This window comes from Gilliamella sp. App6-5 (assembly GCF_001690525.1).
In the GTDB taxonomy this organism is placed as follows: Bacteria; Pseudomonadota; Gammaproteobacteria; order Enterobacterales; family Orbaceae; genus Gilliamella; species Gilliamella apicola_H.
Genome location: NZ_LZGT01000030.1, coordinates 25,543 through 49,165 on the forward strand (window position 1 = coordinate 25,543; position 23,623 = coordinate 49,165).

General features: G+C 35.2%; 21 protein-coding genes and 1 riboswitch. Of the genes, 4 read left to right on the plus strand and 17 right to left on the minus strand.

All coding sequences use genetic code 11. The features are described 5' to 3' along the window. Window positions 1–140: 140 nt before the first annotated feature. The 6 genes from A9G24_RS03570 to rplM all read right to left on the minus strand — a co-directional run bounded on the left by A9G24_RS03570 (window position 141) and on the right by rplM (window position 4,540). Window positions 141–1,187 carry a hypothetical protein gene (locus A9G24_RS03570; RefSeq protein WP_065637797.1) on the minus strand — a complete coding sequence of 349 codons (1,047 nt, stop codon included), beginning with the start codon at window positions 1,185–1,187 and terminating at the stop codon, window positions 141–143. A 16-nt stretch (window positions 1,188–1,203) separates the two neighbouring features. Continuing rightward, on the minus strand, window positions 1,204–2,148 hold the full coding sequence (locus A9G24_RS03575) for a CYTH domain-containing protein (protein ID WP_065637798.1): 945 nt from the start codon (window positions 2,146–2,148) through the stop codon (window positions 1,204–1,206). A 124-nt stretch (window positions 2,149–2,272) separates the two neighbouring features. Further along, window positions 2,273–2,683 (minus strand): ClpXP protease specificity-enhancing factor, encoded by a 411-nt coding sequence (locus A9G24_RS03580; protein WP_065637799.1) that lies wholly within the window; start codon window positions 2,681–2,683, stop codon window positions 2,273–2,275. Between the two features lie 49 nt (window positions 2,684–2,732). Continuing rightward, entirely contained in the window at window positions 2,733–3,365 is a 633-nt protein-coding gene (locus A9G24_RS03585; RefSeq protein ID WP_065637800.1) for a glutathione S-transferase N-terminal domain-containing protein, read from the minus strand. Window positions 3,366–3,707: 342 nt separating this feature from the next. Next, the gene (rpsI, locus tag A9G24_RS03590; RefSeq protein WP_034915459.1) at window positions 3,708–4,100 is read right to left on the minus strand and encodes a 30S ribosomal protein S9; all 393 of its coding nucleotides are present in this window, start codon (window positions 4,098–4,100) and stop codon (window positions 3,708–3,710) included. Between the two features lie 11 nt (window positions 4,101–4,111). After that, on the minus strand, window positions 4,112–4,540 hold the full coding sequence (gene rplM, locus A9G24_RS03595) for a 50S ribosomal protein L13 (RefSeq protein ID WP_065637801.1): 429 nt from the start codon (window positions 4,538–4,540) through the stop codon (window positions 4,112–4,114). A 276-nt stretch (window positions 4,541–4,816) separates the two neighbouring features. Here rplM and A9G24_RS03600 point away from each other — a divergent pair, with 276 nt between their 5' ends. After that, complete coding sequence (locus A9G24_RS03600; protein WP_065637802.1) at window positions 4,817–5,437, plus strand: YrbL family protein; 621 nt, start codon at window positions 4,817–4,819, stop codon at window positions 5,435–5,437. Between the two features lie 261 nt (window positions 5,438–5,698). Here the strand turns inward: A9G24_RS03600 and A9G24_RS03605 are convergent, their stop codons facing one another. From A9G24_RS03605 to coaA, 11 genes are all read right to left on the minus strand, one after another. Beyond that, window positions 5,699–6,382 (minus strand): amino acid ABC transporter permease, encoded by a 684-nt coding sequence (locus tag A9G24_RS03605; protein ID WP_065637803.1) that lies wholly within the window; start codon window positions 6,380–6,382, stop codon window positions 5,699–5,701. Between the two features lie 6 nt (window positions 6,383–6,388). Next, window positions 6,389–7,114: an amino acid ABC transporter permease gene (locus tag A9G24_RS03610; protein ID WP_065637804.1), complete on the minus strand. Its 726-nt coding sequence runs from the start codon at window positions 7,112–7,114 to the stop codon at window positions 6,389–6,391. 3 nt (window positions 7,115–7,117) lie between these two features. Next, entirely contained in the window at window positions 7,118–7,951 is an 834-nt protein-coding gene (locus A9G24_RS03615; RefSeq protein ID WP_442902750.1) for an ABC transporter substrate-binding protein, read from the minus strand. Between the two features lie 173 nt (window positions 7,952–8,124). Further along, entirely contained in the window at window positions 8,125–8,547 is a 423-nt protein-coding gene (gene ndk / locus A9G24_RS03620) for a nucleoside-diphosphate kinase (protein ID WP_065637806.1), read from the minus strand. A gap of 12 nt (window positions 8,548–8,559) precedes the next feature. After that, window positions 8,560–10,857 carry a penicillin-binding protein 1C gene (gene pbpC, locus A9G24_RS03625; RefSeq protein WP_065637807.1) on the minus strand — a complete coding sequence of 766 codons (2,298 nt, stop codon included), beginning with the start codon at window positions 10,855–10,857 and terminating at the stop codon, window positions 8,560–8,562. A gap of 119 nt (window positions 10,858–10,976) precedes the next feature. Continuing rightward, a complete protein-coding gene (locus A9G24_RS03630) occupies window positions 10,977–16,136 on the minus strand; it encodes an alpha-2-macroglobulin family protein (protein WP_065637808.1) in 5,160 nt (1,719 codons plus the stop codon). 438 nt (window positions 16,137–16,574) lie between these two features. Then, entirely contained in the window at window positions 16,575–17,255 is a 681-nt protein-coding gene (locus A9G24_RS03635; protein WP_065637809.1) for a 7-cyano-7-deazaguanine/7-aminomethyl-7-deazaguanine transporter, read from the minus strand. A gap of 46 nt (window positions 17,256–17,301) precedes the next feature. Next, on the minus strand, window positions 17,302–17,958 hold the full coding sequence (queC, locus tag A9G24_RS03640; RefSeq protein WP_065637810.1) for a 7-cyano-7-deazaguanine synthase QueC: 657 nt from the start codon (window positions 17,956–17,958) through the stop codon (window positions 17,302–17,304). Between the two features lie 27 nt (window positions 17,959–17,985). Beyond that, window positions 17,986–18,459 carry a preQ(1) synthase gene (gene queF / locus A9G24_RS03645; RefSeq protein ID WP_065637811.1) on the minus strand — a complete coding sequence of 158 codons (474 nt, stop codon included), beginning with the start codon at window positions 18,457–18,459 and terminating at the stop codon, window positions 17,986–17,988. 3 nt (window positions 18,460–18,462) lie between these two features. Further along, window positions 18,463–18,507: riboswitch (PreQ1 riboswitch) on the minus strand. Window positions 18,508–18,666: 159 nt separating this feature from the next. Continuing rightward, window positions 18,667–19,095, minus strand: coding sequence for a DUF1090 domain-containing protein (locus tag A9G24_RS03650; RefSeq protein ID WP_065637812.1), 429 nt, complete (start codon window positions 19,093–19,095; stop codon window positions 18,667–18,669). A gap of 21 nt (window positions 19,096–19,116) precedes the next feature. Further along, window positions 19,117–20,052: a type I pantothenate kinase gene (gene coaA / locus A9G24_RS03655; protein WP_065637816.1), complete on the minus strand. Its 936-nt coding sequence runs from the start codon at window positions 20,050–20,052 to the stop codon at window positions 19,117–19,119. A 170-nt stretch (window positions 20,053–20,222) separates the two neighbouring features. Here coaA and yihI point away from each other — a divergent pair, with 170 nt between their 5' ends. The 3 genes from yihI to A9G24_RS03670 all read left to right on the plus strand — a co-directional run bounded on the left by yihI (window position 20,223) and on the right by A9G24_RS03670 (window position 23,413). Then, entirely contained in the window at window positions 20,223–20,714 is a 492-nt protein-coding gene (gene yihI, locus A9G24_RS03660) for a Der GTPase-activating protein YihI (protein ID WP_065637813.1), read from the plus strand. 315 nt (window positions 20,715–21,029) lie between these two features. Then, window positions 21,030–22,400, plus strand: coding sequence for an oxygen-independent coproporphyrinogen III oxidase (gene hemN, locus A9G24_RS03665; RefSeq protein WP_065637814.1), 1,371 nt, complete (start codon window positions 21,030–21,032; stop codon window positions 22,398–22,400). Window positions 22,401–22,600: 200 nt separating this feature from the next. Continuing rightward, window positions 22,601–23,413 (plus strand): hypothetical protein, encoded by an 813-nt coding sequence (locus A9G24_RS03670; RefSeq protein ID WP_065637815.1) that lies wholly within the window; start codon window positions 22,601–22,603, stop codon window positions 23,411–23,413. Window positions 23,414–23,623 lie beyond the last annotated feature (210 nt).

Sequence of the window (23,623 nt, forward strand, 5' to 3'; positions counted from 1 at the left end):
AATACAAGACAGTACTACTTATTATAGTGCCACACCTGTTGTGCTTAATGTAAAATGTTGCCATTAATAATAACAGAAATTGAACTTGCTTAATGCCAATTTTACCAGTTCAATTTCTGTTAAGTTAATTGGTGTAAGTCCTATTCAGGCGATAGCTTAACAAAACAGGATAAATTAGCTTTTTTACTAAAAAATGCCTTGGCTGTTTTGCGGACAATACCACAACCCGTTACACTTAACATGAGAAATAATAACATAATATCGGCTATAACTATGATCAGCATTTCATTGTTTGTTAATGAGTTTGCCATCTTATCAAACCATTTTAGACAATATATATTTATAGAGATGACAATTATTGCTGTTAATAATGTCAACATAAAAGCAATAGCAGAACTAAAAATTAATGACTTCACTTGCAATTGACCATTAACTGCCATAAATTTTTTTCGTAAAGCAAAATAACCGATCATATTTATAATCAGCAAAAACGCTGAATAAAACATAATAATTACAATATTATGTTCAAAGGGGGCTGTAGAATCTAGAGGATCTTTAGGAATAAAAAAGAAATTTAAACAGAACAAGACAATAGCTAGATAATAGAAATTAAACAATAAAATAAATAAAGATAAATGAGCTTTTTGACTATTGTCTGAGGATAATACAATCATATCTGGCTCTGTTACAAAAGCAGTTCGCAGTAGCTTTCCCCCTAAATAAATCGCCATTATTATCCAAATATAACAAGCTAATCTAAATATGCCTATATAGAGACTTTCTATATGAGGAAAATAATATGGCGCTATAGCAGAATATAAAAATCCAAGAACCTGTCGCTCAAATAGAATTTGACAACCATTGATACCTATTATTATCAAAAAAACAATTAAGAATACACAAAGCAGATTCTTTTTATTGGCCCGATAAACCGAATTCTTGTGCAATATTATGGCTGAAGTAATAAAAATTAAAACCAGATTTGCTAGCTGATTAAAAGTATTAGGCAAAACTATATGAATAATTAATGATACAAAAGAATCGGCCCAAATATATGGATTAAGCTTTGCATAACTGAAAACCATGTTGTCAACAAGAAGTTCTCGCCCAACCAAAAAAGTGCTATCTAGCACCCCATAAAACAGTACGAACAAGAACGGTAATTTAAAAAAGGAGAGTTTTGTCATTTTACTTTTCATTTAATTAATTAACAGTTAGATTTGCAATCAACATTAGTTTCAACTTTGTATTGATCTCACTAAAAGCAAATTCTTTTACAGAGTTAATGGACAATAATGCCATTTGCCATTGGGTAAATTCAGGTTCAAGCGGAAGATGTTTATCTATTAGGATATAATTGATTTGATTTAGTGTCTGTTGGTATAGTTCCAGATCATTAACTTCTAACGCATACTCTTCGTTTTGTTGCCAAAACTTTAATAGCTGCACCAAATCTTGATGAACTTGTGGAGCAAACTGGCAGATTTCTAATGGCACATTTTTGAGTAAGTAATAACCTCTAGCGGCTTTACTTTGTGAAAAAAGATGCAAATGAAATCGACTTAATTCAAGCGCAAAATTGAGTAAATCCTGCTTATTACCTTGTTTGATCTCTAATTCGACTTCTTGGATTATTTTAATTTTTCCATTTGAGTGAATTTCACCTTGATCTAATGCTACTTCAATTTCACTACTTGCAAACGAAATTAACCAAACTTGACGTTTAAAGTCAGTTGAAAATAACGGTAATAAATCTTGCTGTAATCGCTCAATATCACAATTAGCAGGCAATGCCGAATGCGGTAATACAGTTAAATTAGGCACTGAATTAGGCAAATCAGCATTAAACTCAGCTCGCTCATGTAAACCCGCAATAGTTTTTTTATCACGTTTCAAGGTGATTTCAAAATGAGTTATCGTGCTGTCATTGCTTGTTCTGACTCGTAAACCACATCCATGATGACGCAAATAATAGTCCACTGTATCATAATAGGTGTTACAAAGTGTTAATTGCGAGAATGTACGTTTTTGATTTGATATTGCAGAAAACTCTAGTTCATCAGAGTGCGCCCATTGATTTAAATAAAGTTGCAACGCAGCAATATCACTATTATTTATTTCAAACTTTAATTCAATTTCGTTACTCATTAATCTATTTTTTATTCGTTATTGTGATTCATCTATTGTGTAGTTATTATGTAAAGCAATCAATGACGGAAAAACTATGCATTAAACAGTACCGTCAATTAATGTTCGTGAACTAGATTACCAATTACTTTACGACACGAAATGGATTAGTTGGCTTAGGTTTGGATTGTTCGGATTGTTGAGATGGTGCTTCACGCTGAGCATGATATTGCGGCTCATCTTCAAATCCCATGCCAACGCCATTTTCGCGTGCATAAATAGCCTCAATTGCAGCCATCGGCACTACAATGTGTTGGGGTACGCCAGAAAAACGAGCATTGAATTCAATTTGTTCATTAGTAGATAAATATTGGCCTACCGATTGCGGGGCAATATTTAAAACGATTTGATTGTTTTGGATAAATTCCTGCGGCACTAATACACCATATACCGAAGTATTCACTACAATATAAGGCGTTAAGTCGTTATCTAAAATCCAATCATAAAAAGCCCTAAATATGTAAGGGCGACGCGGGGTCATTTGCTCAAGTTCCATTAAGGCCACCTTGTCTAAAATTATCGTAAATAAGGATAAATTTAATTGATTAAGATCTTATCTTTTTTTCTTCTTCTGTTAATGAATTAACAAAAGCAGGACGTTCAAAAATTCGTGCCATATAGCCTAAATAATTCTTTTCAGCGACTTTTGGTAATTCAATGTCAAGCAGAGGTAATCGCCAAAGTAATGGCGCAAAGTAACAATCACTTAAAGTAAAATCATCACTCATAAAATAATCTGCTTCTTTAAACATAACCGAGATGGAAACAAGATCATCAAGAAGATTTTTTCGTGCTATTTTGGCAGCATCGCTATTAGGATCAGCAATGATTGTTTCGTAAGCACTGTACCACTCCTTTTTAATTCGATACATCGTTAATCGAGAATTCGCTCGAACAATCGGATAAACTGGCATTAATGGCGGATGCGGAAAGCGTTCATCAAGGTATTCCAATGCAATATGTGGTTCATATAACGTAAGATCTCGATCAATTAAAGTTGGAATTGAACCATATGGGTTAAGATCCAATAATTCTTGAGGTAAATTATCTGCCGTTACAAACTCTATTTCCGCAGTTACCCCTTTTTCTGCCAGAACAAAACGGATCTGATGTCCGTAAATATCTGTTGTATCACAAAATAATGTCATCACAGAACGTTTATTAACAGCAACAACCATATCCACTCCAAATATATAAAATTAAAATAAGTTTTAATGATGACCATTCTAACAAATTGAATAACAAATTTGTTAAAAAAAATGAATTTTCTTACGTTATTTTCTTGAATAATACAATATTGAAAAAAAGTTTCAGAAAAGCATACGTTTTAATATAAAAGATTGCAGAATGAGTTAGATTCGTCAAATTTAAGAAGATTCATTTATTTGCCGATAACCTTGCATCATTCAAAGTCACTTAATCAAAAGAAAGAATGTTTTTAATAGATAAAAACCAGCATAAAAAACCCAGCCAATGCTGGGTTTTTGAAACAAAATTGTAACGTTTTTGTAATATTGAAATTAACGTTTGCTGAATTGTGGACGACGACGTGCTTTGCGTAGCCCCACTTTTTTACGTTCAACTTGACGTGCATCACGAGTAACGAAACCTGCTTGACGTAATGCAGAACGTAAAGTTTCATCATATTCCATTAATGCACGAGTAATACCGTGACGAATTGCACCCGCTTGACCTGAAATACCACCACCTTTAACCGTGATGTAAAGATCAAGTTTGTCAGTCATTTCGACTAACTCTAACGGTTGCATAACAACCATACGAGCAGTATCACGACCAAAGTATTGCTCTAATGAACGTTTGTTAATAACGATGTTACCACTACCTGGTTTGATAAATACACGAGCAGCAGAACTTTTGCGGCGACCTGTACCGTAATATTGATTATCAGCCATCTTTTATCCCCTTAAATATCTAATACTTGCGGTTGTTGTGCCGCATGATTGTGCTCATTACCAGCATAAACTTTTAGTTTACGGTACATTGCACGACCAAGAGGACCTTTCGGTAACATGCCTTTTACAGCAATTTCGATGACTTGTTCAGGATGACGTTCAATCATTTCTTTAAAAGTCGCTTCTTTAAGTCCACCGATGTAACCAGTATGACGATAATAGATCTTATCAGTGCGTTTTTTGCCTGTTACAACAACTTTTTCTGCATTGATAACGATAATATAATCACCTGTATCAACATGTGGTGTGTATTCTGCTTTGTGTTTACCACGCAAACGGCTTGCGATTTCAGTAGCTAAACGACCTAACGTTTTACCTGCTGCATCAACAACATACCAGTCGCGTTTAACTGTTTCTGGTTTAGCTGAAAAAGTACTCATTCGTAATTATCCAAATTTTAATTAATCTCACGTTAATAAATCACTTGATTTATTTACACTTTTTGATCAAAACTATTAATTAACTCACCCCTTCGAGTGGCCATATTAATGTTGACAATCGAAAACAACGTTGGGAAGAACGTTGTCGTAACGTGGGTGGCAACATTATACAGAAATAATATAAAAGCGCTAGAGTTAAAAAGAAAAAATCATGGCGATAAGAAACGCTTACTGTTAAACTTTCACTTAACATTAAATAACGGCATATTGATATAAATGGACAATACAATTCTACTTTCTAAAGGCGATTATATAGGCAAAGGGTTACACCGCAAATGCTATCATCATCCAATAGCTCCTAATAAATGCATTAAAGTTAATTACAATGACGGCGCAGAAGAAGAAACAAACCGCGAAATAGCTTATTATAAACACCTTATTAAACGTAATATTGCGTTTGATGCATTAGCAAAATATTATGGCTCAGTTTCAACCAATTACGGTAAAGGGCATGTTTTCGAGCTTATTCGAGATTATAATGGTGAAATAGCCATACCGCTTGAAAAATACCTTGCTGATAATAAATTAACTAAACAATATTATGATGATTTAGTTATATCATTAAAAAATTTAAAATCAGCTTTATTAAAAGACCGCATTATTACAATGACAATCAAAAGCAAGAATATTTTATTTCAGCATTTAAGTGCAGATAAAAGCCGATTGATTATTATCGACAATATCGGTAATTCAACCCTTATTCCCATCGCTAATTATATTTCTTTTTTTGCGAAAGCTAAAATTGAACGAACTTGGCAACGTTTTTTAACATCAATTATTAAAGAAAATGACCACAATAAATTAATTACACGTTTAGTTGAAGATGTGAATCAATGATACGAAATTATGCAATATCACCTTTCACATTATCGGGTCTATTTTTTTTAGGTGAATATACCATGATGCACTTTAACAATACTTAAACCAAGCCTAATGCCATTATGCTTGTGATCCATGCGAAAAGGCTTGGGTCACTTTTTCGATTTTAGATTCATCTAAATTATTAATAAATTAACTTAAAAACTTTAAGAGAACCTTAATAAAAAGGCTTTATTTAATAGATAGATTAATGTGAACAAAAATAAATAAAACAAAATGTCATTTAAAACGAAATGCTCGGCATTTTGGCAAAATCGAAACAGCAAAATCAAGCAAAGCGCAGATAATAAAATAAACAATAATAACAAATAAAAAGATCTCAGTTGGATAAACCATACTACGATTATTAACTTGAGTAGCAATAAAAGTAAATTCCGCCACTCCGACAATATAGGCCAAAGACGTATCTTTAATAAGCGATACCCACTGATTAACAAAAGACGGCAACATCATTTTAAGAGCTTGTGGTAAAATGATAACTAAAATAACTTGCTTTTTAGTCAACCCTAATGAAAATGCTGCTTGCCATTGTTCTTTAGCCACAGCAATCATACCAGCATGCACTGAATGACCAATATATGCGGCGCCAATTAAAGATAGTGCAAATATCACCGTTGCGATAGCTGGCACATCAACATTAAGCAATACAGGTAATAAAAAGTAAGTCCAAAAAATAAGCATAATAACAGGGATTGCCCTTAAAAAACCAAGAATACCGATTAATAAATAGCGCACTGTTCCTTTTAAGACAGTCAACCCTACGCCAGCAAAAATACCTAACAGCGTTGAAACGATAATTGCAGCAAAACTCATTAACAATGTTAAAAAAATGCCTCCGGGAAAGTTTCCCCACATCATATAACTTAAATTGTTATAAATAACCGCTAATCCTTTGATTTCCATAATTGATTACACCTTACCTATTTGTAATCGTTTTGCTTGATAAATATTACCTAAAGTTCCAACTATCACTATTGCCAAAATATATAATAAAGTTGCAATGGCAAAATCTTGAAAGGTTTTTAATGATTCGGTTTCAACTTGACGCGATACATAAGAAAGCTCTAGTACACCAATAGCCATTGTTAACGACGAATTTTTGATAATATTCATATACTGACCAATTAAAGGCGGAAAGGCAATACGAAAGCTTTGCGGTAAAATAATAAATCGCATACTTTGCCACCAAGTTAACCCTAATGCTAATGAAGCCTGTCCTTGCCCTTGTCTTATACCAGCAATGCCGGCTCTAAACTCTTCGGCAATAAAAGCACTGGAATAACACGTTAAACCAACTAAACCAATCATAAATTCAAAGGAAGGCATTTTCAGTGAAAAAAAGAAAAACGAAATTTGTGGTTCATCAAATAGCCATAACTTAAATTCGACTGGTAATAAATTACCCACACCAAAATACCAAAAAAAGAGTTGAGGTAATAATGGGGAATAACGAAAAATTGCGTTATACCCCATTACAATCCCTTGAATAATCTTTATCGAGCTTTGTTGAGCAATAACTAATAAAAAACCCAATAATGTTGAAAAGACGATAGTAAGCAATGAGATAGCTAACGTAACTAAAAAACCATCCCATAACCACCACCAATAACGGGATTGAAGTAATTGCTCGTGCATAACTTACTGACCTTTACCTATTTTAAAGTCACCACGAGGCATGGCTGATGTGGTTTCAGGTCCAAACCAACGGTTATAAATTGTTAATGCTTGACCATCTTTTTCAAGTGTTAATAAAATTTGGTTGACTTTTTCTTTTAAGCGTTCCTCCCCTTTTGGTATACCAACTGCTTGATATTCTTGGGTGATACTAAATGGCGAAATTTCAAATGCTGCGCGTTGTTCTTCCGGAACATTAGCGAGTAAACCAATTAATTTGGCATCATCTTGAGTAATTGCTTGGACAACACCATTACGTAATGCCGCAAAGGCAAATGGTGTATCATCATAAGAAATCACTTTAGCCGTTGGGTATTTTTCGCGTAGTGTGATTTCCATCACCGTACCTTTATCAGCACCGATACGCAGATTTTTCAAATCATCAGCTGATTTTAAAACGCCCTTTTTCGCGAGAAATTTTTGACCAGTTGCAAAATAAGGCAAACTAAAATCAACAGTTTTTGCCCTTTCATCAGTTACAGTAAAGTTAGCAACAATTAAATCGGCTTTTTGGGAAGTTAATAGCGGAATTCGATTGGCTGGATTAGTTGGTACAAGATCAATTTTCACATTCAGTGCTTTAGCTATTTCATTGGCATAATCAACGTCAAGACCAACAATTTTATTGGTCTTTTCGTCAACATATCCAAATGGCGGGTTACTATCAAACACGGCTATTTTGATTTCCCCGCGTTTTTCAATGTCATCAAAGCGATCTGCATAAGCAAAATTTGCACCTAACAAACTACTTATTAATGCGACAACAGTGAGTGATTTAGTCAACAATTTCATCCTGATTCTCCCGAATAAAGGTTATGTTATTTTCAGTTAAAGTCTAACAACAAAGAACTGAATGAATAAATAACAAATACTCACATGGTTATAACTTAAAGTTATATCGATCATGTTTTGAAAAAGAATCCTAGAATAACGGTAATACGCAATACAACACGGTATTTTATAAAATTAATTTACCCAACTATCTCACCATCGAAAAAAAAGTAAGCAATTTCTTTTTCGGCTGCGGTTAAAGAATCTGAACCATGTACAGCATTTTCGGTCATGCTGTCAGCAAAGTCCGCTCGTAAAGTGCCCGCTGTTGCTTTAGATAAATCAGTCGGTCCCATCAGTTCCCGATAACGCTGAACGGCATTTTCACCTTCTAAAATCTGAACCACTATCGGGCCAGATATCATAAATTTAACTAATTTATCAAAAAATGATTTACCTTGATGCTCAGCATAAAAGCCTTCAGCTTGTTCTTTCGTTAATCTAAGCATTTTTAGGGCAATAATGTTAAGTTTTGCTTGGCTGATACGGGTTTCAATTTCACCAATCAATTGCTTTTTAACGGCATTGGGTTTGATGATGGATAATGTTCGTTCAATAGTCATGCTTGCTCCAAGTTAATCAAGGGTAAATGCCAGTCGCGAAATTTGCCCGCTTTGGTCTAATAATAATAGACGATGTAAACCTTTTTGAGTTACCGTTAAAGCAACTTTTTGATCGTCATGTGTTTGCTCAATCAGTTCACCATCTAAAAACCACCATTTATCGCCTGTACCACCTTGTGGTGTTACATCAATGGTGACATCGTGTTGCCCTGGCAAACGTTTTACTAATTGGTTATCCCGTAACCCAATGATATTCAGTGGCAAAAAGATATCTTTACCAAATACAGGGCAATTTTTATCAACCTCAGGGAACAACGATTGCCGACGCTCTTTGGGTAACAGCCAATTTTCTAAAGCGATTGGCCAAAGCGCAATCTGTTTTTTATGCGCATTACTACAATCTGCTGATACCCGTTTTCCTGCATCATTGACCCAGATCGTTACCCATCCTGAACGGTAGAGATTGTTATTAAGCACTGTGAAAGTATCAAGCGTTGGGGGGACCATATTATTTAATATCCAAGCATTTTTTTGGCGATGGCAGTTTTCGTCATTTGTAGGCAATATTTGCCCTGATGGCCAACAAATTTTTTCTGAAGTTACCGTTGCTGGTTTTGTTACTAAAGGTAATGGTCGATTGAGTCGTCGCTCTTTATTTAATAACAATGTATTAACTTGTTGCAAAATTGGCACTGCTGTGATGGCGCCATATTGACCAACAACTGGCGTGCCATCTGGACGCCCGACCCAAATGCCAATCAAATAGCGAGGATTAACACCAATCGCCCAAGCATCACGATAGCCATAGCTAGTACCTGTTTTGTAAACAAGTTGCTGATGATTAACTAACATCTGCCTTGTGATCCATGCGCTGCCATCGCTAATAAATGGCTTACTTAACAATGGTTCATCTTGTGTAAAACGTAAAGGGCTGACTTGTCCATGACGAGCAAAGGCACTATAGGCACTGACCAAATGATCCATTCTTAACGATGCACCACCTAATATATACGAAATATTAGGATTATTTCCAGTAGATACCAGTGACAACCCAACACTAGCAAGTTTGCCGGTAAACCGTTTTGGACCATAGAGTTCAATTAACTGAACAGCAGGTAAGTTCAATGAGTTTTTTAATGCCTCTGAGGCACTGATTGGTCCATAAAAATCTTCATCAAAATTGGTAGGACGATAATCAGAACTGATTCGAGGCGTATCTTGCAATAACGATTCAGAATGAATCATACCATCATCAATCGCGAGTGCATACATAAAAGGTTTTAATGTCGATCCAGGTGAGCGAAGTGCACTTATCATATCAACCTGACCAAATCTTTCTTTATCATTAAAATCTGCTGAACCAACATAGCCCTTTACTGACATATCGGTATGATCGACTATTAAAATAGCCAGCGAAGTTTTAGGGGGTAGCTGATTTTTACGATTAGACGCAATATCTTCAAGGTTATACTGAAGAGAGTGATCGATCGTTGAATGAATGATATCAACATCAGGATATTGCTGACTTAATCTTCGCGCTAATAAAGGTGCTAGTTGTGGCTTTTTACGTGGGTAAACCCACACTTCTTCCTTTCGAACTTGCTCAATAATATCGGATGACCATACTTGATATTGAGCTAATCTTGCTAAAACTTTGTCTCGAGCTTGTTTGGCGCGCTGAGGATACCTATCCGGACGCAAACGACTTGGCGCTTGTGGCAATACCGCTAATAAAACCGCTTCGCCACGTGTTAACGCTTTTGGCGCTTTGCCAAAATATGACCAGCTCGCTGCCCCCAAGCCTTCGATTGTTCCACCAAATGGTGCACGGTTGATATATAAAGTTAAAATTTCATCTTTGGTAAAATATAATTCAAGTTGTAGCGTTCGAAATATTTGTTGTAACTTTCCAGCTATGGAACGATCGTGAGGATCAAGCAATCTTGCAACCTGCATCGAAATAGTACTGCCACCTGAAATAATTTTTTTATTGGTGATGTTTTGCCAAGCTGCTCGCAGTAACGATGCGGGATTAACACCAAAGTGATCATAAAAGTGGCGATCTTCATAATTTAATAATACATCAAGGTAATCATTGGGCACTTCATCTAATTGAATAGGATATCGCCAAACACCATTTTCATCAGCAAATCGCCAAAGTGGTGTGCCATTTTGCGCAAGAATGGTTTGTGTGTTTTTATTTTTTGCAATCGATAATGGAAATAAGTGATCGGCAACAAAAAAGCAGCCTAGCAATAAAAGGATGAAAAAAAACACGAAAGCCAGAATGTTAAGCAGGTACTTTTTCATTTTGTCAAAAAGTTTCAGGAAACTCTACGTTTTAGTATAAAAAGATACCGCTAACGTTTGTTAGCGGATAATCAATTTGTTTATATTTTTAGTCATTAATCTGAATTAATGTTTTAATACTATTGTTGCTTTGGTTCATTAGGTTCTGCATTGCGCTCAACAACTGACATGACATCAACAGATTGACCAATTGCAAACCTATCAGGACGATACATTGATTCAACATAAGGGTATGGCATCATATAATTACCTGCCGTCACAGCCCTAACTAAATAAGCAACACGAGTGCGATAGGTATCTTCACTCATATAATGATTAATATCAACGGCTGCGACGTATCTATCATCACGAAACTCTTGATATTTAACATCATTGCTATCTTCATCTTTCAACAAATTAGCTAATTCAGGGATCGCCTGTAAGCTAACACTGCTATTGGTTAGATTTTGGTTTTCTAATTCAAGACCAGCAGGTAAAAAGTCAACAATTAACGCATCATGCATAGCTTCTTTATGTGAATTAACATCTAATACAACTGCCATTAAATCCCCCACCTTCATTTGATCGGGTTGAATTTTATTACCATTCAAATCATAGTAAGTACGTTTAATTGTTAATACATTTTCATCACTGGTTGGCGCGGGGGCGTTTTTACCATAGCCTGACACGGTGAATTTGATATAAAGCGGCTGTGCGTCTTGTGGATTTGAAATCGTTAAGCCACTTGCTAAATTAACAAATCCAAAAGAACGCGATAATGTCGAATCGACCTCATTTGACTGTTCATTAATTACAACATTAAACTTGTGTGAAGATTTATGTTGATCTAATGACCAGCCTGCCACAAATAATGCATTAAGTTCCTGTGTTGAAAAATAACGAGTATCATTAAGCAAATCAGATAAATGAATTAAATAATCAGCTTGTTTATCAACACTTAATCCGTTTTCAATCAACAATGATAAAACTAACGCATTATCACGAATCGCACTACCATATTCGCCAAGCCAAGCATATTGATTATTATAACTTGTTGTAAATACATGTAGCATCAAACTGTTATAGATATTATCAAAACCAGCGAGTTTGGCCGATAATGCTAACTGAGCAACAGGTAATGGTGACAACACCTTAAAATTACTTTCTGTGATTTGTTGAGACATTCGATTGATCTCATTACGCATTGGTACCGTAATTTTATTTTGCTTTGCCAGTACCACTAAAGCATAAGCTTTAGTAGCAAATTGCGTATAATCGCTTACTTGTGAATAGTCATAATAGTTGTGTAAGCTATTAAATGCATTAGCATCATAAATATATTGGCTAATACGAGAAATAGCTGCACTAAGCGCATCGTTATTAATATTATAACCACGTTCTTTAGCTTGCAATAAAAAGTCGGTCGCATACACGGTTAACCAATGTTCTTCAGCACTCTCGTTATTCCATAAACCAAAACTACCATTATTACGTTGCATTGATAAGATTCGCGAAATACCTAATTGCACTTTTTCGCGTCGCTGTTCATCCGATTCAGTTTTAATTCCCAAAGCTGCAAGCTGTTTTTGGTTTGCATATAATGACGGCATTAAGCCACTAATGGTCTGTTCCAAGCAGCCATATGGATAGGCAAATAATTCTTTAATGTACTGAGCAATATTAAGTGGCGGTTGATCTGATATGATTAATTTACCATCAACCGTATTTTCAATCATCTCAGCAATACTATCTTTAGGTAATATCCAACTGTCTCCACCATTTATTGCTGCCGCATAATATTTCGTTGTTGCGGCATAAGCAGGTCTAACACCAATCTTCCATGAGCGTTTGATTTGGTAATCAGAACCATCATCTAACAAAATCCCTTTGACATTAATAGTTACAATACCTTGTCCATAGCCATAATCAGCAACAACCGGCACTTGAATAATTTGTCTTTGCTTACTATCTAGTGTTATTGGCGTGCTCTTAACTGTATTTTGATGAATCAAACCATCCGTTGAAACATCAACCTGCATTGTTTGTGTTTTTTCGGTTAGATTATTAAGATCTAACGCCAAAATAGCCTGATCACCACCCGATAAAAATCGTGGCGTCGATAATTCAGCAACCACTGGCGATGCAACGATCATCGCTTGTTCAGCCTTGCCATAACGACTATCGTCCCATGCTTGCGCCATGATGCGTAATTCGCCATTAAAATTAGGCAAAACTAGATCAACAACACCTTCACCTTCATCGTTAAGATCAATAGTTTGTAATTGTTGAGCCACAACATTGACTTCGGTTAATGTTTTTTTGCCTCCTGCACCCGCTGCGCCAAGCATAGCATCACCACCAAAGCTCACATTCACATTGCGTCCTTTTCCTTCAATCAATTTGCCGTATACATCGTAAAGATCAACATCATAACGTTTACGACCTAAAAACACGCTATAAGGATCGGGGGTAGCAAAATTGGTAATATTCAACACGCCAGAATCCACAGCCGAAACCAATACCGTTACCTTACGATCTTTGTGGATGGATTTTTTATCCAATTTAATTTTTATTGGAATAGTTTTTTCAGGCTCTGTCTTTTTCGGTGCTTCGATATTGACATTTAATTGACGATCAGAGGTATCAATGGGTAAATAAAGCAACCCAATTGCTCGTTTAACCGTTTGTACTGTTGCATCGGTTGATGGACGAATAATCATCGCATTAATATAAATATCATGACGTCCCCAATCTTGAATTGGGATTTCGACATCAAGTCCGTTTTCATCAACGGTAATATCTTGTTTCCATAACATACCGCCATTGGTTTCAAGAGATACATAACCCGATCCCGCTACAGGTGCTTGTACATGTATTTTAGCAGTATCGCCAACTGAATAGGCTGTTTTATCAAGGCTTAATTTAACCTGATCTGGGCGAACAGCATTGGTACCATTAGTGTTATCTTCCCAATTGTAACCACTTCTAAAACGTAGGCTACTGGTGATGTTATTTTTAGTATCGACAATTTCAATACGGTAAGAGCCATAATCATCTGTTTGGTAGCTGACTTTGGTTGTGCCATTGGCATCAATAGAAAGCGGTTGTTCTTGCGCAACAAATTCACTTGAATTGTATTCTTGATGCCATCCAGCATCGTCAGACCAGCTCCAATAATAATTACGACGTTCACGAATAATTCTCGCCTTTAAATGATTTGCAGCCAGCTTCTCGCCATCGATGTTAACATAGGCGACTTCAAACTCTGCATTAGTCCCTTTATCAACTGTCGGGCTGGTTTCGTACCGATCCGAAGACCAATCATAATAAGGCGATTGAGAAAACAGCGCCCGCACTGCTGGCATTTGCATATTTGGCCAAATAGTCTGGCTGGCATAACGTGTAACAGGACGTCCCCCTGAATCGAGTAAGCTTGCTTGCAAAATAAGTTTAATTGGAGAGCCCAATTTACCCCAATTGCTAGTATCTATCACAACTTTTGCGATCCCGTTTTTATCTAAAGCCGTCTCAATATTATCAAGTTGATGAGCAAGATTACTGCCAGTCACATCACCAATTTTATAATCGGCAAGTTCAGGGATTGAATCGATCTTCTTAACAAAAACATTCCCCTCTAAACTATTACCGGCAGCAGGAGCACCATAAAGGTACCAACCTTTCACATCAAAATTGATACTTTTATCCAACATAATAGGTTTATTTGATGTGGTCGTAATTTCCATTGCCATACGCTCTGGCAAAAATTCTTCCACACGGAACCACGCATAACGGTAATTATCGTCACCTAAATTAAAACGAAATGCCCATTTACCCGTTGCCACATTGGCAGGAATAACATATTGCCATTGATATAAACCATTGGAATCAGTTTTAGCATCGATAGTGAAAGTTTCAACAACTTGATTATCCGGAGACATAACATCAACCACAATCGGTTGCACAGGCAATGGCTTACCATCGGCATTACGCAAAAGCGCATTAAAATAGATCGTTTCTTGAGGGCGATACAAGTCACGAGGACCAAAAGCAAAAAGTTGTTTTTGATAAAAAGCCGAACCTGTTAAGTTATATTCGCTTAAATCTAATGCACTGCGATCCAAATTTAGCAACGAAATCTGTTTGCCATCATTGGCAGTAAGTAAGCCATAATCCATGCCTCTTGGTAAAGCCACTTCAGCATAACCTGTAGCATCCGTTTTGGCTGAAATAGTTGTACAGTTTTTATTGCTATCTCGAATACTTTTGGTACATAGCACCGATAAATTGACATCAGCAAGCGGTTTACCATTGTCGAGCCCATGAGTAATGACTGATAATTTACCGTTTTCATAAATATGCACAGCAATACCAATATTACTGATTGTAAACAACGATGCTGGATTTGAATAATCATAGCTTCCTGCTTGACTCATAACTGCAAGATAAACACCTTCTTGCTGAAGTTGTGGAATGGATGCAAGGTTAAGTAAAACAGTTTCTTGCGAATTACGTTTTGGATTCAGATCAAACCGAGACGTATAGACTAAATCAGTAAATTTATTAATATTCTTTGCATTCCAACTAGTCAATTGGTTAATAAAACCATAATCAGCAATAAAATCAGATAACTGTTCAGGTTTAACTTTAAAGAAATTAACATCAATTTTATCCACATTAAGTGTGGTAACTGGCAAACCACTCATTGATTTACTTGGCAACAAAAAACCACTGCTAGCAAATCCCACCATCGGCTTGCGATCTTGGGTTTTAATTTCCGTTTGGTAGACTTCTTTTAAACTGTTGCCATTAATTGCTGCTAACATCTTATCAATTGTCAGTTCTAATTTACGATTGGGTTCAAGATATCGATGTCTTAACTCTAATCCGTTATCTGACAGTTCCCAAGTACCGTCAACATTGCCAGCTTGGCGATCAACTAAACGAAGCAAATTAGAAAAATTAAGATTAGGATTCAAAGGCACTGAAAAGGTAATCACCAATGTACTTGAACCATCAACAATGACTTCAGAAGTATCAATAACGGTTAACGCTTTATCATGATATTTTTCGATTAATTCAGGGGTTGGGTTAAAAATAGGTTTTGCTGGTTCATCTTGTGCTATTTTGCTTTCATCATTGAGCTCACTAACATGAGCTGTTTCGTTGTTATCAATCAATTCTGCTGCTGGTTGTGTGGTGATTTGTTGTTCATCGCTTGCACTTTGCTTAGTGTCATTATTATCACAGCCAGCTAATACTAACAGCAAGCTAAATACAGCTAAATGTTTTACTAATCGCATTTTCCACCCCGTATATAATTATTATTTGCTGATCTTCTTTAGCTAAAATTTAATCACATATTATGTACTACCCTTTACCTTTTAGCAAAGGGTGTTTAATAAGGTTTGATGATTTTTTGTATAAAAACAGAGTAAATAAAAAATCTATAAAATCAATATCTTTTCTGACTGCTTTTTGCAACAACCTATATCAGATCTCGGCTTATCCTGATGCCAAATTCATGACCCTATTCGCCTTTAGATGTTTTGGAAAACTGGAACGTTTTCTCATAAAAATCATTCAGATAGGTCGTTGATTTTATTTAAGTTAAACATAACTTATTTAATTAAATCAAATTTTTATGGGGATATTTTTCAGTATTAAACATAAAACTCATCTAAAATAATAATGAGTTTTATGTTTGTTCGGGTGAGTAACTAAAATTTAGATTTTAATGATTAATTGTTTTTTGGCGTTGCGACTAATTTTTTGAGAATAAAATTTAAAATCACACCATAAAGTGGCAAAAAGAATAATCCGCAAATTAGAATTTTGAAACTATAGTCCATTAACGAAATTTCGGCCCAGTGATTTGCCATAAATTCATCGCTACTTTGATAAAAGGCAATAGCAAAAAAAACAATAGTATCAATACCATTACCAAAGATAGCCGATGCTGTTGGTGCAACCCACCATGATTTATTTTTCCTTAAATAATTAAAGACAGTAATATCCATCAATTGCCCAACTAAATAAGCAGCAAAACTCGCTAATGCGATTCGAAAAACAAAACTATTAAATTCCGCCAATGCCGACAAACCAACCCAATGTGTTTCAAAAAATAGCACTGAAATCACATATGAAAATAGTAATGCAGGTATCATTACTACAAAAATTATCTTTCTGGCCAAACTTGCACCATAAATTCGAATGGTTAAATCGGTGGTTAAAAAGATAAATGGAAAAGTGAAAGCCCCCCATGTAGTGTGAAAACCCAAAATATCAAACGGGATTTGAACTAAATAATTGCTTGAAGCAATAACTAAAATGTGAAAAAAAGCCAACCAATAAAGCGCTTTTTGCTGTTGCCCACGGGTAAAGTTTTTTTCTATCGATTCGAACTGATTCTTTAAGTACATCTTGTTTCCTTTTTAATGGGGTGAGAGAACCCAGTTATTAATAAATCTATCTAGCCTTAGCCACATATTCTTGTAAGCCCTTATCGCGCAGCAGACAACTAGGACACTGACCACATCCCCTTTCAACGCCGTAATAACAGGTGTGGGTATGTTGTTGGACATAATCAAGATAGCCTAGTTTATCGGCCATCTCCCACGTTTGTGCTTTGGTTAAATACATTAGTGGCGTAATGAGATTAAACGCATAGTCCATGGCTAAATTCATTGATACATTCATTGATTTAATAAAGATATCACGACAATCTGGATAACCACTAAAGTCGGTTTCACAAACGCCAATAATAATGTCAGAAATCCCCTGCTGTTTGGCATGGCAGCCAGCTAACAGTAAAAAGAGCATATTACGCCCATCCACAAAGGTATTAGGATAATTGCCATCTTGAGCTGATTTAATTTCTTGTGAATCGTCAATAAGCGCATTATTCGTGGTTTGTTTGATAACAGAGGTATCAATGACAGTTTGCTTTATGCCTAAATCTTTGGCGATCCATTTGGCTTTTTCAAGTTCAATTGCATGACGTTGACCATAGTGAAAACTGATTGCCTGAACGTTTTCACGTCCATAATCAGCAATGGCTTGCAGTAAGCAGGTGGTTGAATCTTGCCCGCCAGAAAATATAACGAGTACTTTACGAGTTTGCATTAACGGTTCCTATTTGGATGGATTAAATTAGCGATTATCCACTTTTTCTGGATACATATCGTGATTAGCTAATCGATTAGCCGCAACTTGTTGCCAATGAGTCCCTAATTTGCCATAGTTGGCGTAAGGATCAATCGAAATGCCACCGCGTGGTGTAAATTTACCCCAAACTTCAATATATTTAGGATCCATTAATTTAATCAGATCTTTCATAATGATATTAATGCAATCTTCATGATAATCACCATGATTACGAAAGCTGAATAGGTAGAGTTTTAGCGATTTACTTTCAACCATTTTAATATTGGGTACGTACGAAATATAAATCGTTGCAAAATCAGGTTGCCCTGTGATAGGGCAAAGACTAGTAAATTCTGGGCAGTTGAATTTAACAAAATAATCGTTAGTTGGATGTTTATTATCGAACGTTTCGAGTATTTCAGGACAATAGGTTGTAGGATAGCGAACAGACTGATCGCCTAGTAGTGTAATTTTACTCATAATGTTTCCTTAGTTTTTTAGCGTGGGAGGTTCACGAACCACGTAACAAGGCGCACACCATACTCTTTTTGTTTTAAAAAGTCTAGTATGACAAGGATTAATACAAAATACCAAATTAACACCATCAACAGTAACCATTGATGGAGCTAATGATAAAAACACGGTTGAAAAACAAGTGAATTGGATGAATAATCTGCGTGTTACCGCTTATTTCAATTTTAATTCTTGATAAAATTTAGCTAATTCAGTTTTAGCTTCATTGAGTTCTTGTTCAACCTCGGCTAATTTTGCTTGTTGTTTGGCAATTTTATGTTCATTACCTTTTGCTTTTGCTTTCGCTAACGCTTGAGTCCTTTCTGCCACTTTATTGGATTTGTCGCTAACATTTTTTTTGTATTTAGCTTCTAAATCATCATTTGAACAATGCTTATTGACATCGTGTAATGCTTTTTCCAGTCCTTTAACTCGGTGAGAGTTATTATGCTTTTTAGCATACTCAATCTGTGTTTCAATAGTTTGTTTTTTGCTTTCACACGTTAATCCTTCAGCATGTTCTGAAGCATAAGCACCAAGCGAAAATAAACCCAACAAAGTAATAATGGTTACTTTAGTTATTACTCGAATTACTGATTTCATATCAATTTCCCCCCCTTTACTTTATTTTCTTAACTGAATCAAATCAACTTTGTGATCTTTACCTTTAGTCAGAATTAAACTCGCCCTTTCCTTTGTTGGTAGGATGTTTTCTATTAAATTCAATTCATTAATTTCACGCCAAATGCGATTAGCAATGTTTACAGCTTCTTGTTCTGGAATTTGTGAGTAGTGGTTAAAATAAGAGTTCGGGTCACTAAATGCACCCGCTCTAAATTTTAAAAAACGATTTACGTACCAATTATGTAATAACGAAACTTCAGCATCCACATAAATTGAGAAGTCGACATAATCAGAGACAAAAACACGGTTATTTGCTTGCGGATAATTCAAGGTGCTTTGTAGTACATTTAATCCTTCAAGAATCAAAATATCTGGACTATCAATCACCATTTCTTCACCTTCGACAATATCATAAACTAGATGAGAATACACGGGAGCTTTAACGTTCGCTTGTCCTGATTTTATATCTGCAACAAAATTGAGCAGTTTTTTTATATCGTATGATTGTGGAAAGCCTTTTTTGTTCATTATTCCACGTTCTTCAAGACATTTGTTGGGATATAAAAACCCATCGGTTGTGACTAAAGCCACTTTACGATGCTCTGGCCAACGCGTTAACAACGCCTGCAATACCCTTGCTGTTGTGCTTTTACCGACAGCAACGCTACCTGCAATACCGATGATATAAGGAATTTTATGACTTTTGCCTAAAAACTTAGACAGTACCGCCTGCCGGCTAAAGCTATTACTAATATAATAATTAAGCAATCTTGATAAAGGTAAATAGATGTCACTGACTTCATCCATCGATAAGTCTTCATTAATGCCTTGTAAAGAAGTTAACTCGTCAAGGGTTAACGTCATCGGTACCGCATTACGCAAACTTGCCCATTCTTGACGATTAAATTGCATATAAGGGCTCAAATGATTTTTCATTTTATTTTGTTCTCTAATTCGATCTGACAAATTTATTGGACTCAGATTATACATAAATCTCTTTTTTTACAATCTTAAATTAGCATGATTGCTTCATCATAGCTATATTTAAGACTTACTGATAAAATACACTTGTTAAATGATTAACCCTAATATGAAACAGAGATTATATGTTAAAGAATAAATCGAAACCAAAAACTAAAAAAAGCCGTCAAGAGATTAATGAAGAGTCTCGTGAACTAAAGCGCAAACGTAAGCACAAAGGCTTACCAAGTGGCTCTCGTTTTAATAATCAAGATGATAACAAAAATAAAAATTCGACCAACAAAAGCAAAGATCCACGCATTGGCAGCAAAAAACCGATTTCATTAGTTGTTGAAAGTTCAAGCGCTATAACAAAACCAGTTAAACAACCTAAACCAATCAAATCGATTTTATCGCCACAGCAAGAATTAGAACAATTAGAAAACGATCCAAAATTAGATATATTGCTGGATTTAGTCGAGCAAAATACCAAACTCACTAAAGATCAACAAACTTATCTTGATAGCAAATTAAATCGTATTGATGAGTTGATGCAAGAGCTTGGTTATACTGATGATGATTTTGAAGATGAAGACGAAAAGAAAGAAGATATTGTTAGTTTATTAAAACGAAACTAATAAAAGACAACTGTTATTAGTATTTTCTCAATGCAAGCAGAAATATGATTCTAATCATTTAATTTCTGCTCATAATTTAAAATTAAAAACTATTATCTTTTATTCAATCCATTGATAACTTAAAAGCGAGCAAATCATAATGCCAATATTAATTATGTTAAGTTTATATTTTGGATTATTGATTTGCACCTTGTTATATTTAAATAAAACCAATCGAATCAAAATTAAAACAAAAATCAAGAACCAGCAAAAACCGATATTAAAAATTCATAAAAATAACAATACCAAAAACAGACTTAAACGGAAGTAAAAAGCATGGCTGATACGCAATTATGGGATCAAGTATTAATTGAAAAATACAATTATTCAGGTCCAAGATATACCTCTTATCCTACTGCACTTGAATTTAATGAAGAATTTAGCAAGCAGGACTTTTTATCGGCCGCCACACGTTACCCTACAAAGCCATTATCGCTTTATGTACATATCCCGTTTTGCCATAAACTTTGTTACTTTTGTGGTTGTAATAAACTCATTACTCGCCAAACAAAAAAAGTCACCAAATACCTCGATATTTTGGATATTGAAATTGCCGAACGGGCAAAATTATTCAAACAACGCACAGTAACACAAATGCACTGGGGCGGGGGTACACCAACTTTTTTAACTGATGATGAAATTACTCGCCTGATTACTTCGCTAAAAACGCACTTCAATTTTGCGGATAATGCCGAACTGTCGATCGAAATCGATCCTCGTGAAATTACGCCACAAACCATCGACCACTTAGCGAGTGTTGGTTTTAACAGGTTGAGTATGGGGATTCAAGATTTTAACCACGAAATCCAAAATCTAATTAATCGCAAACAAGATGAAACACTAATACGTTCTCTTATCAATCAGGCACGAAAAAATCGTTTTCACTCTATTAGTCTAGATCTAATTTATGGTTTACCCAAGCAGACCGTAGAAAGCTTTACCGAAACACTCAATAAAGTGATAGATATTTCACCCGATCGTTTAAGTGTATTTAATTATGCTCATTTACCAGATCGTTTTGCCGCGCAACGTAAAATTAAAGATGATGATTTACCAAATGCCAACCAAAAATTGCAAATTTTACAAACCAGCATCCAAAAATTAACCGATGCTGGTTACCACTTTATTGGTATGGATCATTTCGCCAAACCCGCCGATGAGCTGGCTATTGCTCAGCGAGAAAATAAATTACACCGCAATTTCCAAGGTTATACAACACAAGGGGACGCGGATTTACTTGGGCTGGGCGTGTCAGCCATTAGTATGTTAGGTGATAGTTATGCGCAAAATCAAAAAGATCTGAGTAGCTATCAAAGTCAAGTTGAACAAAAAGGTCATGGATTATGGAAAGGATTTGATTTGAATCAGGATGATATCATTCGTCGTGATGTAATCAAGCAACTCATTTGCCACTTTTATCTAGATAAAAAAGCAGTAGAAGAACAATTTCATATCCAGTTCGATAACTATTTTGCTGAAGACTTAAAACTACTCGCGCCATTGCAACAAGATGGATTAGTCACCGTAAATGACCAGATAATTAAAGTTCAACCTAAAGGGCATTTATTGATACGCAATATTTGCATGTGCTTTGATATTTATATGCGAAAAATGGCAAGGCAACAGCAGTTTTCTAGAGTTATTTAATTTGAAGTCGTTTTTTAAATTATGGCAAAGCGCGTGAGTGATTCCTATAAAATAAATATTATGATAAGATTTCGTCTAATTTAATAAAAGAAAGTAATAACTTATTCATTTTATCGTGTTATTAAAAGTTAGCCTTTAATAGCACAATCTTAACCTTTAGACATGAAATATTTATTTTTAATAAGGAGTATATTTATAAAATGGGATTGATGAATAAATTAGTAGAAGTATTTCCAACTCGCCCTTTAAAAGTTGTGAAGCTAAAGCAAGAAGGCTCATTACATCAAATAAGAAGAATATTTGCGGCAATATTTTTCTTTGGGTTAGCAATGTTTATAGCCCTGAAAAATTATCCTGGATTAATTACTGATTATAAAATATCACGTAATCCCGTTGTGGTTGATTATGATGTAGAAGGAAAATGCCGTGCAAAGCGTATAATTGATAATTGTTCAGTGAAAATTACCACAGATAAAGGACAAGTTATTACGCGTGATTACGTTTTCCTTGGTGGAGCAAAAGAAAATTATAAAGTAGTAGCTGTAGCTTCTGCCGATGATCCATCACTAGTAACAATCGATTTAGCTATTAGTAATATGCGGAATCTATTTTGGACTACGACTGTTCTTACTCTTTTGTTATTGGTGGTTACGTGGATGATTTTAGTCCTTTTTTTAAGAACACATAAAATGATAAAAGTTATCGATGAAATTAACGGACAAAAGTTAACCCCTGTTATTGTGCCGATTAAATTAGCATCTTATGGTAAAACGATAACCTCTTTATATCGTGCAAACAATGCGCAAGGAAAAAATGTTAAATGTATAGCTCATTTTAATAAACACGTAGACGGCGGTGGACCAATCATTATAGGTGATATGATTAAAAATAAATGTAATGCGTTGGCCGTAGTCGGTGAAAGCAACACTATTCCTATTCTTCTTGATCAAGACTTTACGCGCTGTGATTTTACTGATAATGAAATTCAAGCATTAACAGAAGCCCTTTCTTAATCTAGATAGGATATCAATAATAGTGAAATCAGCTTAAATCTAGCTATTTACATTTTATAAATAAAAGGGCGATAAAATCGCCCCCAGATTGATGACAAAGAACTCGCTTTTTGGCGAGTTCTTTGATCTAATAGAGAGGAGTCCATTATAAGAGAAGTTCTTCTATGCTAAAAAAACCAACTCCAGCGACACCAGAAAAAATAGAGCAAA

Excerpts from the sequence above, each read along its gene's own strand:
- A9G24_RS03570 (WP_065637797.1), bottom strand. The coding sequence starts at position 1,187 with ATGACAAAACTCTCCTTTTTTAAATTACCGTTCTTGTTCGTACTGTTT.
- A9G24_RS03575 (WP_065637798.1), bottom strand. The coding sequence starts at position 2,148 with ATGAGTAACGAAATTGAATTAAAGTTTGAAATAAATAATAGTGATATT.
- A9G24_RS03580 (WP_065637799.1), bottom strand. The coding sequence starts at position 2,683 with ATGGAACTTGAGCAAATGACCCCGCGTCGCCCTTACATATTTAGGGCT.
- A9G24_RS03585 (WP_065637800.1), bottom strand. The coding sequence starts at position 3,365 with ATGGTTGTTGCTGTTAATAAACGTTCTGTGATGACATTATTTTGTGAT.
- rpsI (WP_034915459.1), bottom strand. The coding sequence starts at position 4,100 with ATGGCTGATAATCAATATTACGGTACAGGTCGCCGCAAAAGTTCTGCT.
- rplM (WP_065637801.1), bottom strand. The coding sequence starts at position 4,540 with ATGAGTACTTTTTCAGCTAAACCAGAAACAGTTAAACGCGACTGGTAT.
- A9G24_RS03600 (WP_065637802.1), top strand. The coding sequence starts at position 4,817 with ATGGACAATACAATTCTACTTTCTAAAGGCGATTATATAGGCAAAGGG.
- A9G24_RS03605 (WP_065637803.1), bottom strand. The coding sequence starts at position 6,382 with ATGGAAATCAAAGGATTAGCGGTTATTTATAACAATTTAAGTTATATG.
- A9G24_RS03610 (WP_065637804.1), bottom strand. The coding sequence starts at position 7,114 with ATGCACGAGCAATTACTTCAATCCCGTTATTGGTGGTGGTTATGGGAT.
- ndk (WP_065637806.1), bottom strand. The coding sequence starts at position 8,547 with ATGACTATTGAACGAACATTATCCATCATCAAACCCAATGCCGTTAAA.
- pbpC (WP_065637807.1), bottom strand. The coding sequence starts at position 10,857 with ATGAAAAAGTACCTGCTTAACATTCTGGCTTTCGTGTTTTTTTTCATC.
- A9G24_RS03630 (WP_065637808.1), bottom strand. The coding sequence starts at position 16,136 with ATGCGATTAGTAAAACATTTAGCTGTATTTAGCTTGCTGTTAGTATTA.
- A9G24_RS03635 (WP_065637809.1), bottom strand. The coding sequence starts at position 17,255 with ATGTACTTAAAGAATCAGTTCGAATCGATAGAAAAAAACTTTACCCGT.
- queC (WP_065637810.1), bottom strand. The coding sequence starts at position 17,958 with ATGCAAACTCGTAAAGTACTCGTTATATTTTCTGGCGGGCAAGATTCA.
- queF (WP_065637811.1), bottom strand. The coding sequence starts at position 18,459 with ATGAGTAAAATTACACTACTAGGCGATCAGTCTGTTCGCTATCCTACA.
- A9G24_RS03650 (WP_065637812.1), bottom strand. The coding sequence starts at position 19,095 with ATGAAATCAGTAATTCGAGTAATAACTAAAGTAACCATTATTACTTTG.
- coaA (WP_065637816.1), bottom strand. The coding sequence starts at position 20,052 with ATGAAAAATCATTTGAGCCCTTATATGCAATTTAATCGTCAAGAATGG.
- yihI (WP_065637813.1), top strand. The coding sequence starts at position 20,223 with ATGTTAAAGAATAAATCGAAACCAAAAACTAAAAAAAGCCGTCAAGAG.
- hemN (WP_065637814.1), top strand. The coding sequence starts at position 21,030 with ATGGCTGATACGCAATTATGGGATCAAGTATTAATTGAAAAATACAAT.
- A9G24_RS03670 (WP_065637815.1), top strand. The coding sequence starts at position 22,601 with ATGGGATTGATGAATAAATTAGTAGAAGTATTTCCAACTCGCCCTTTA.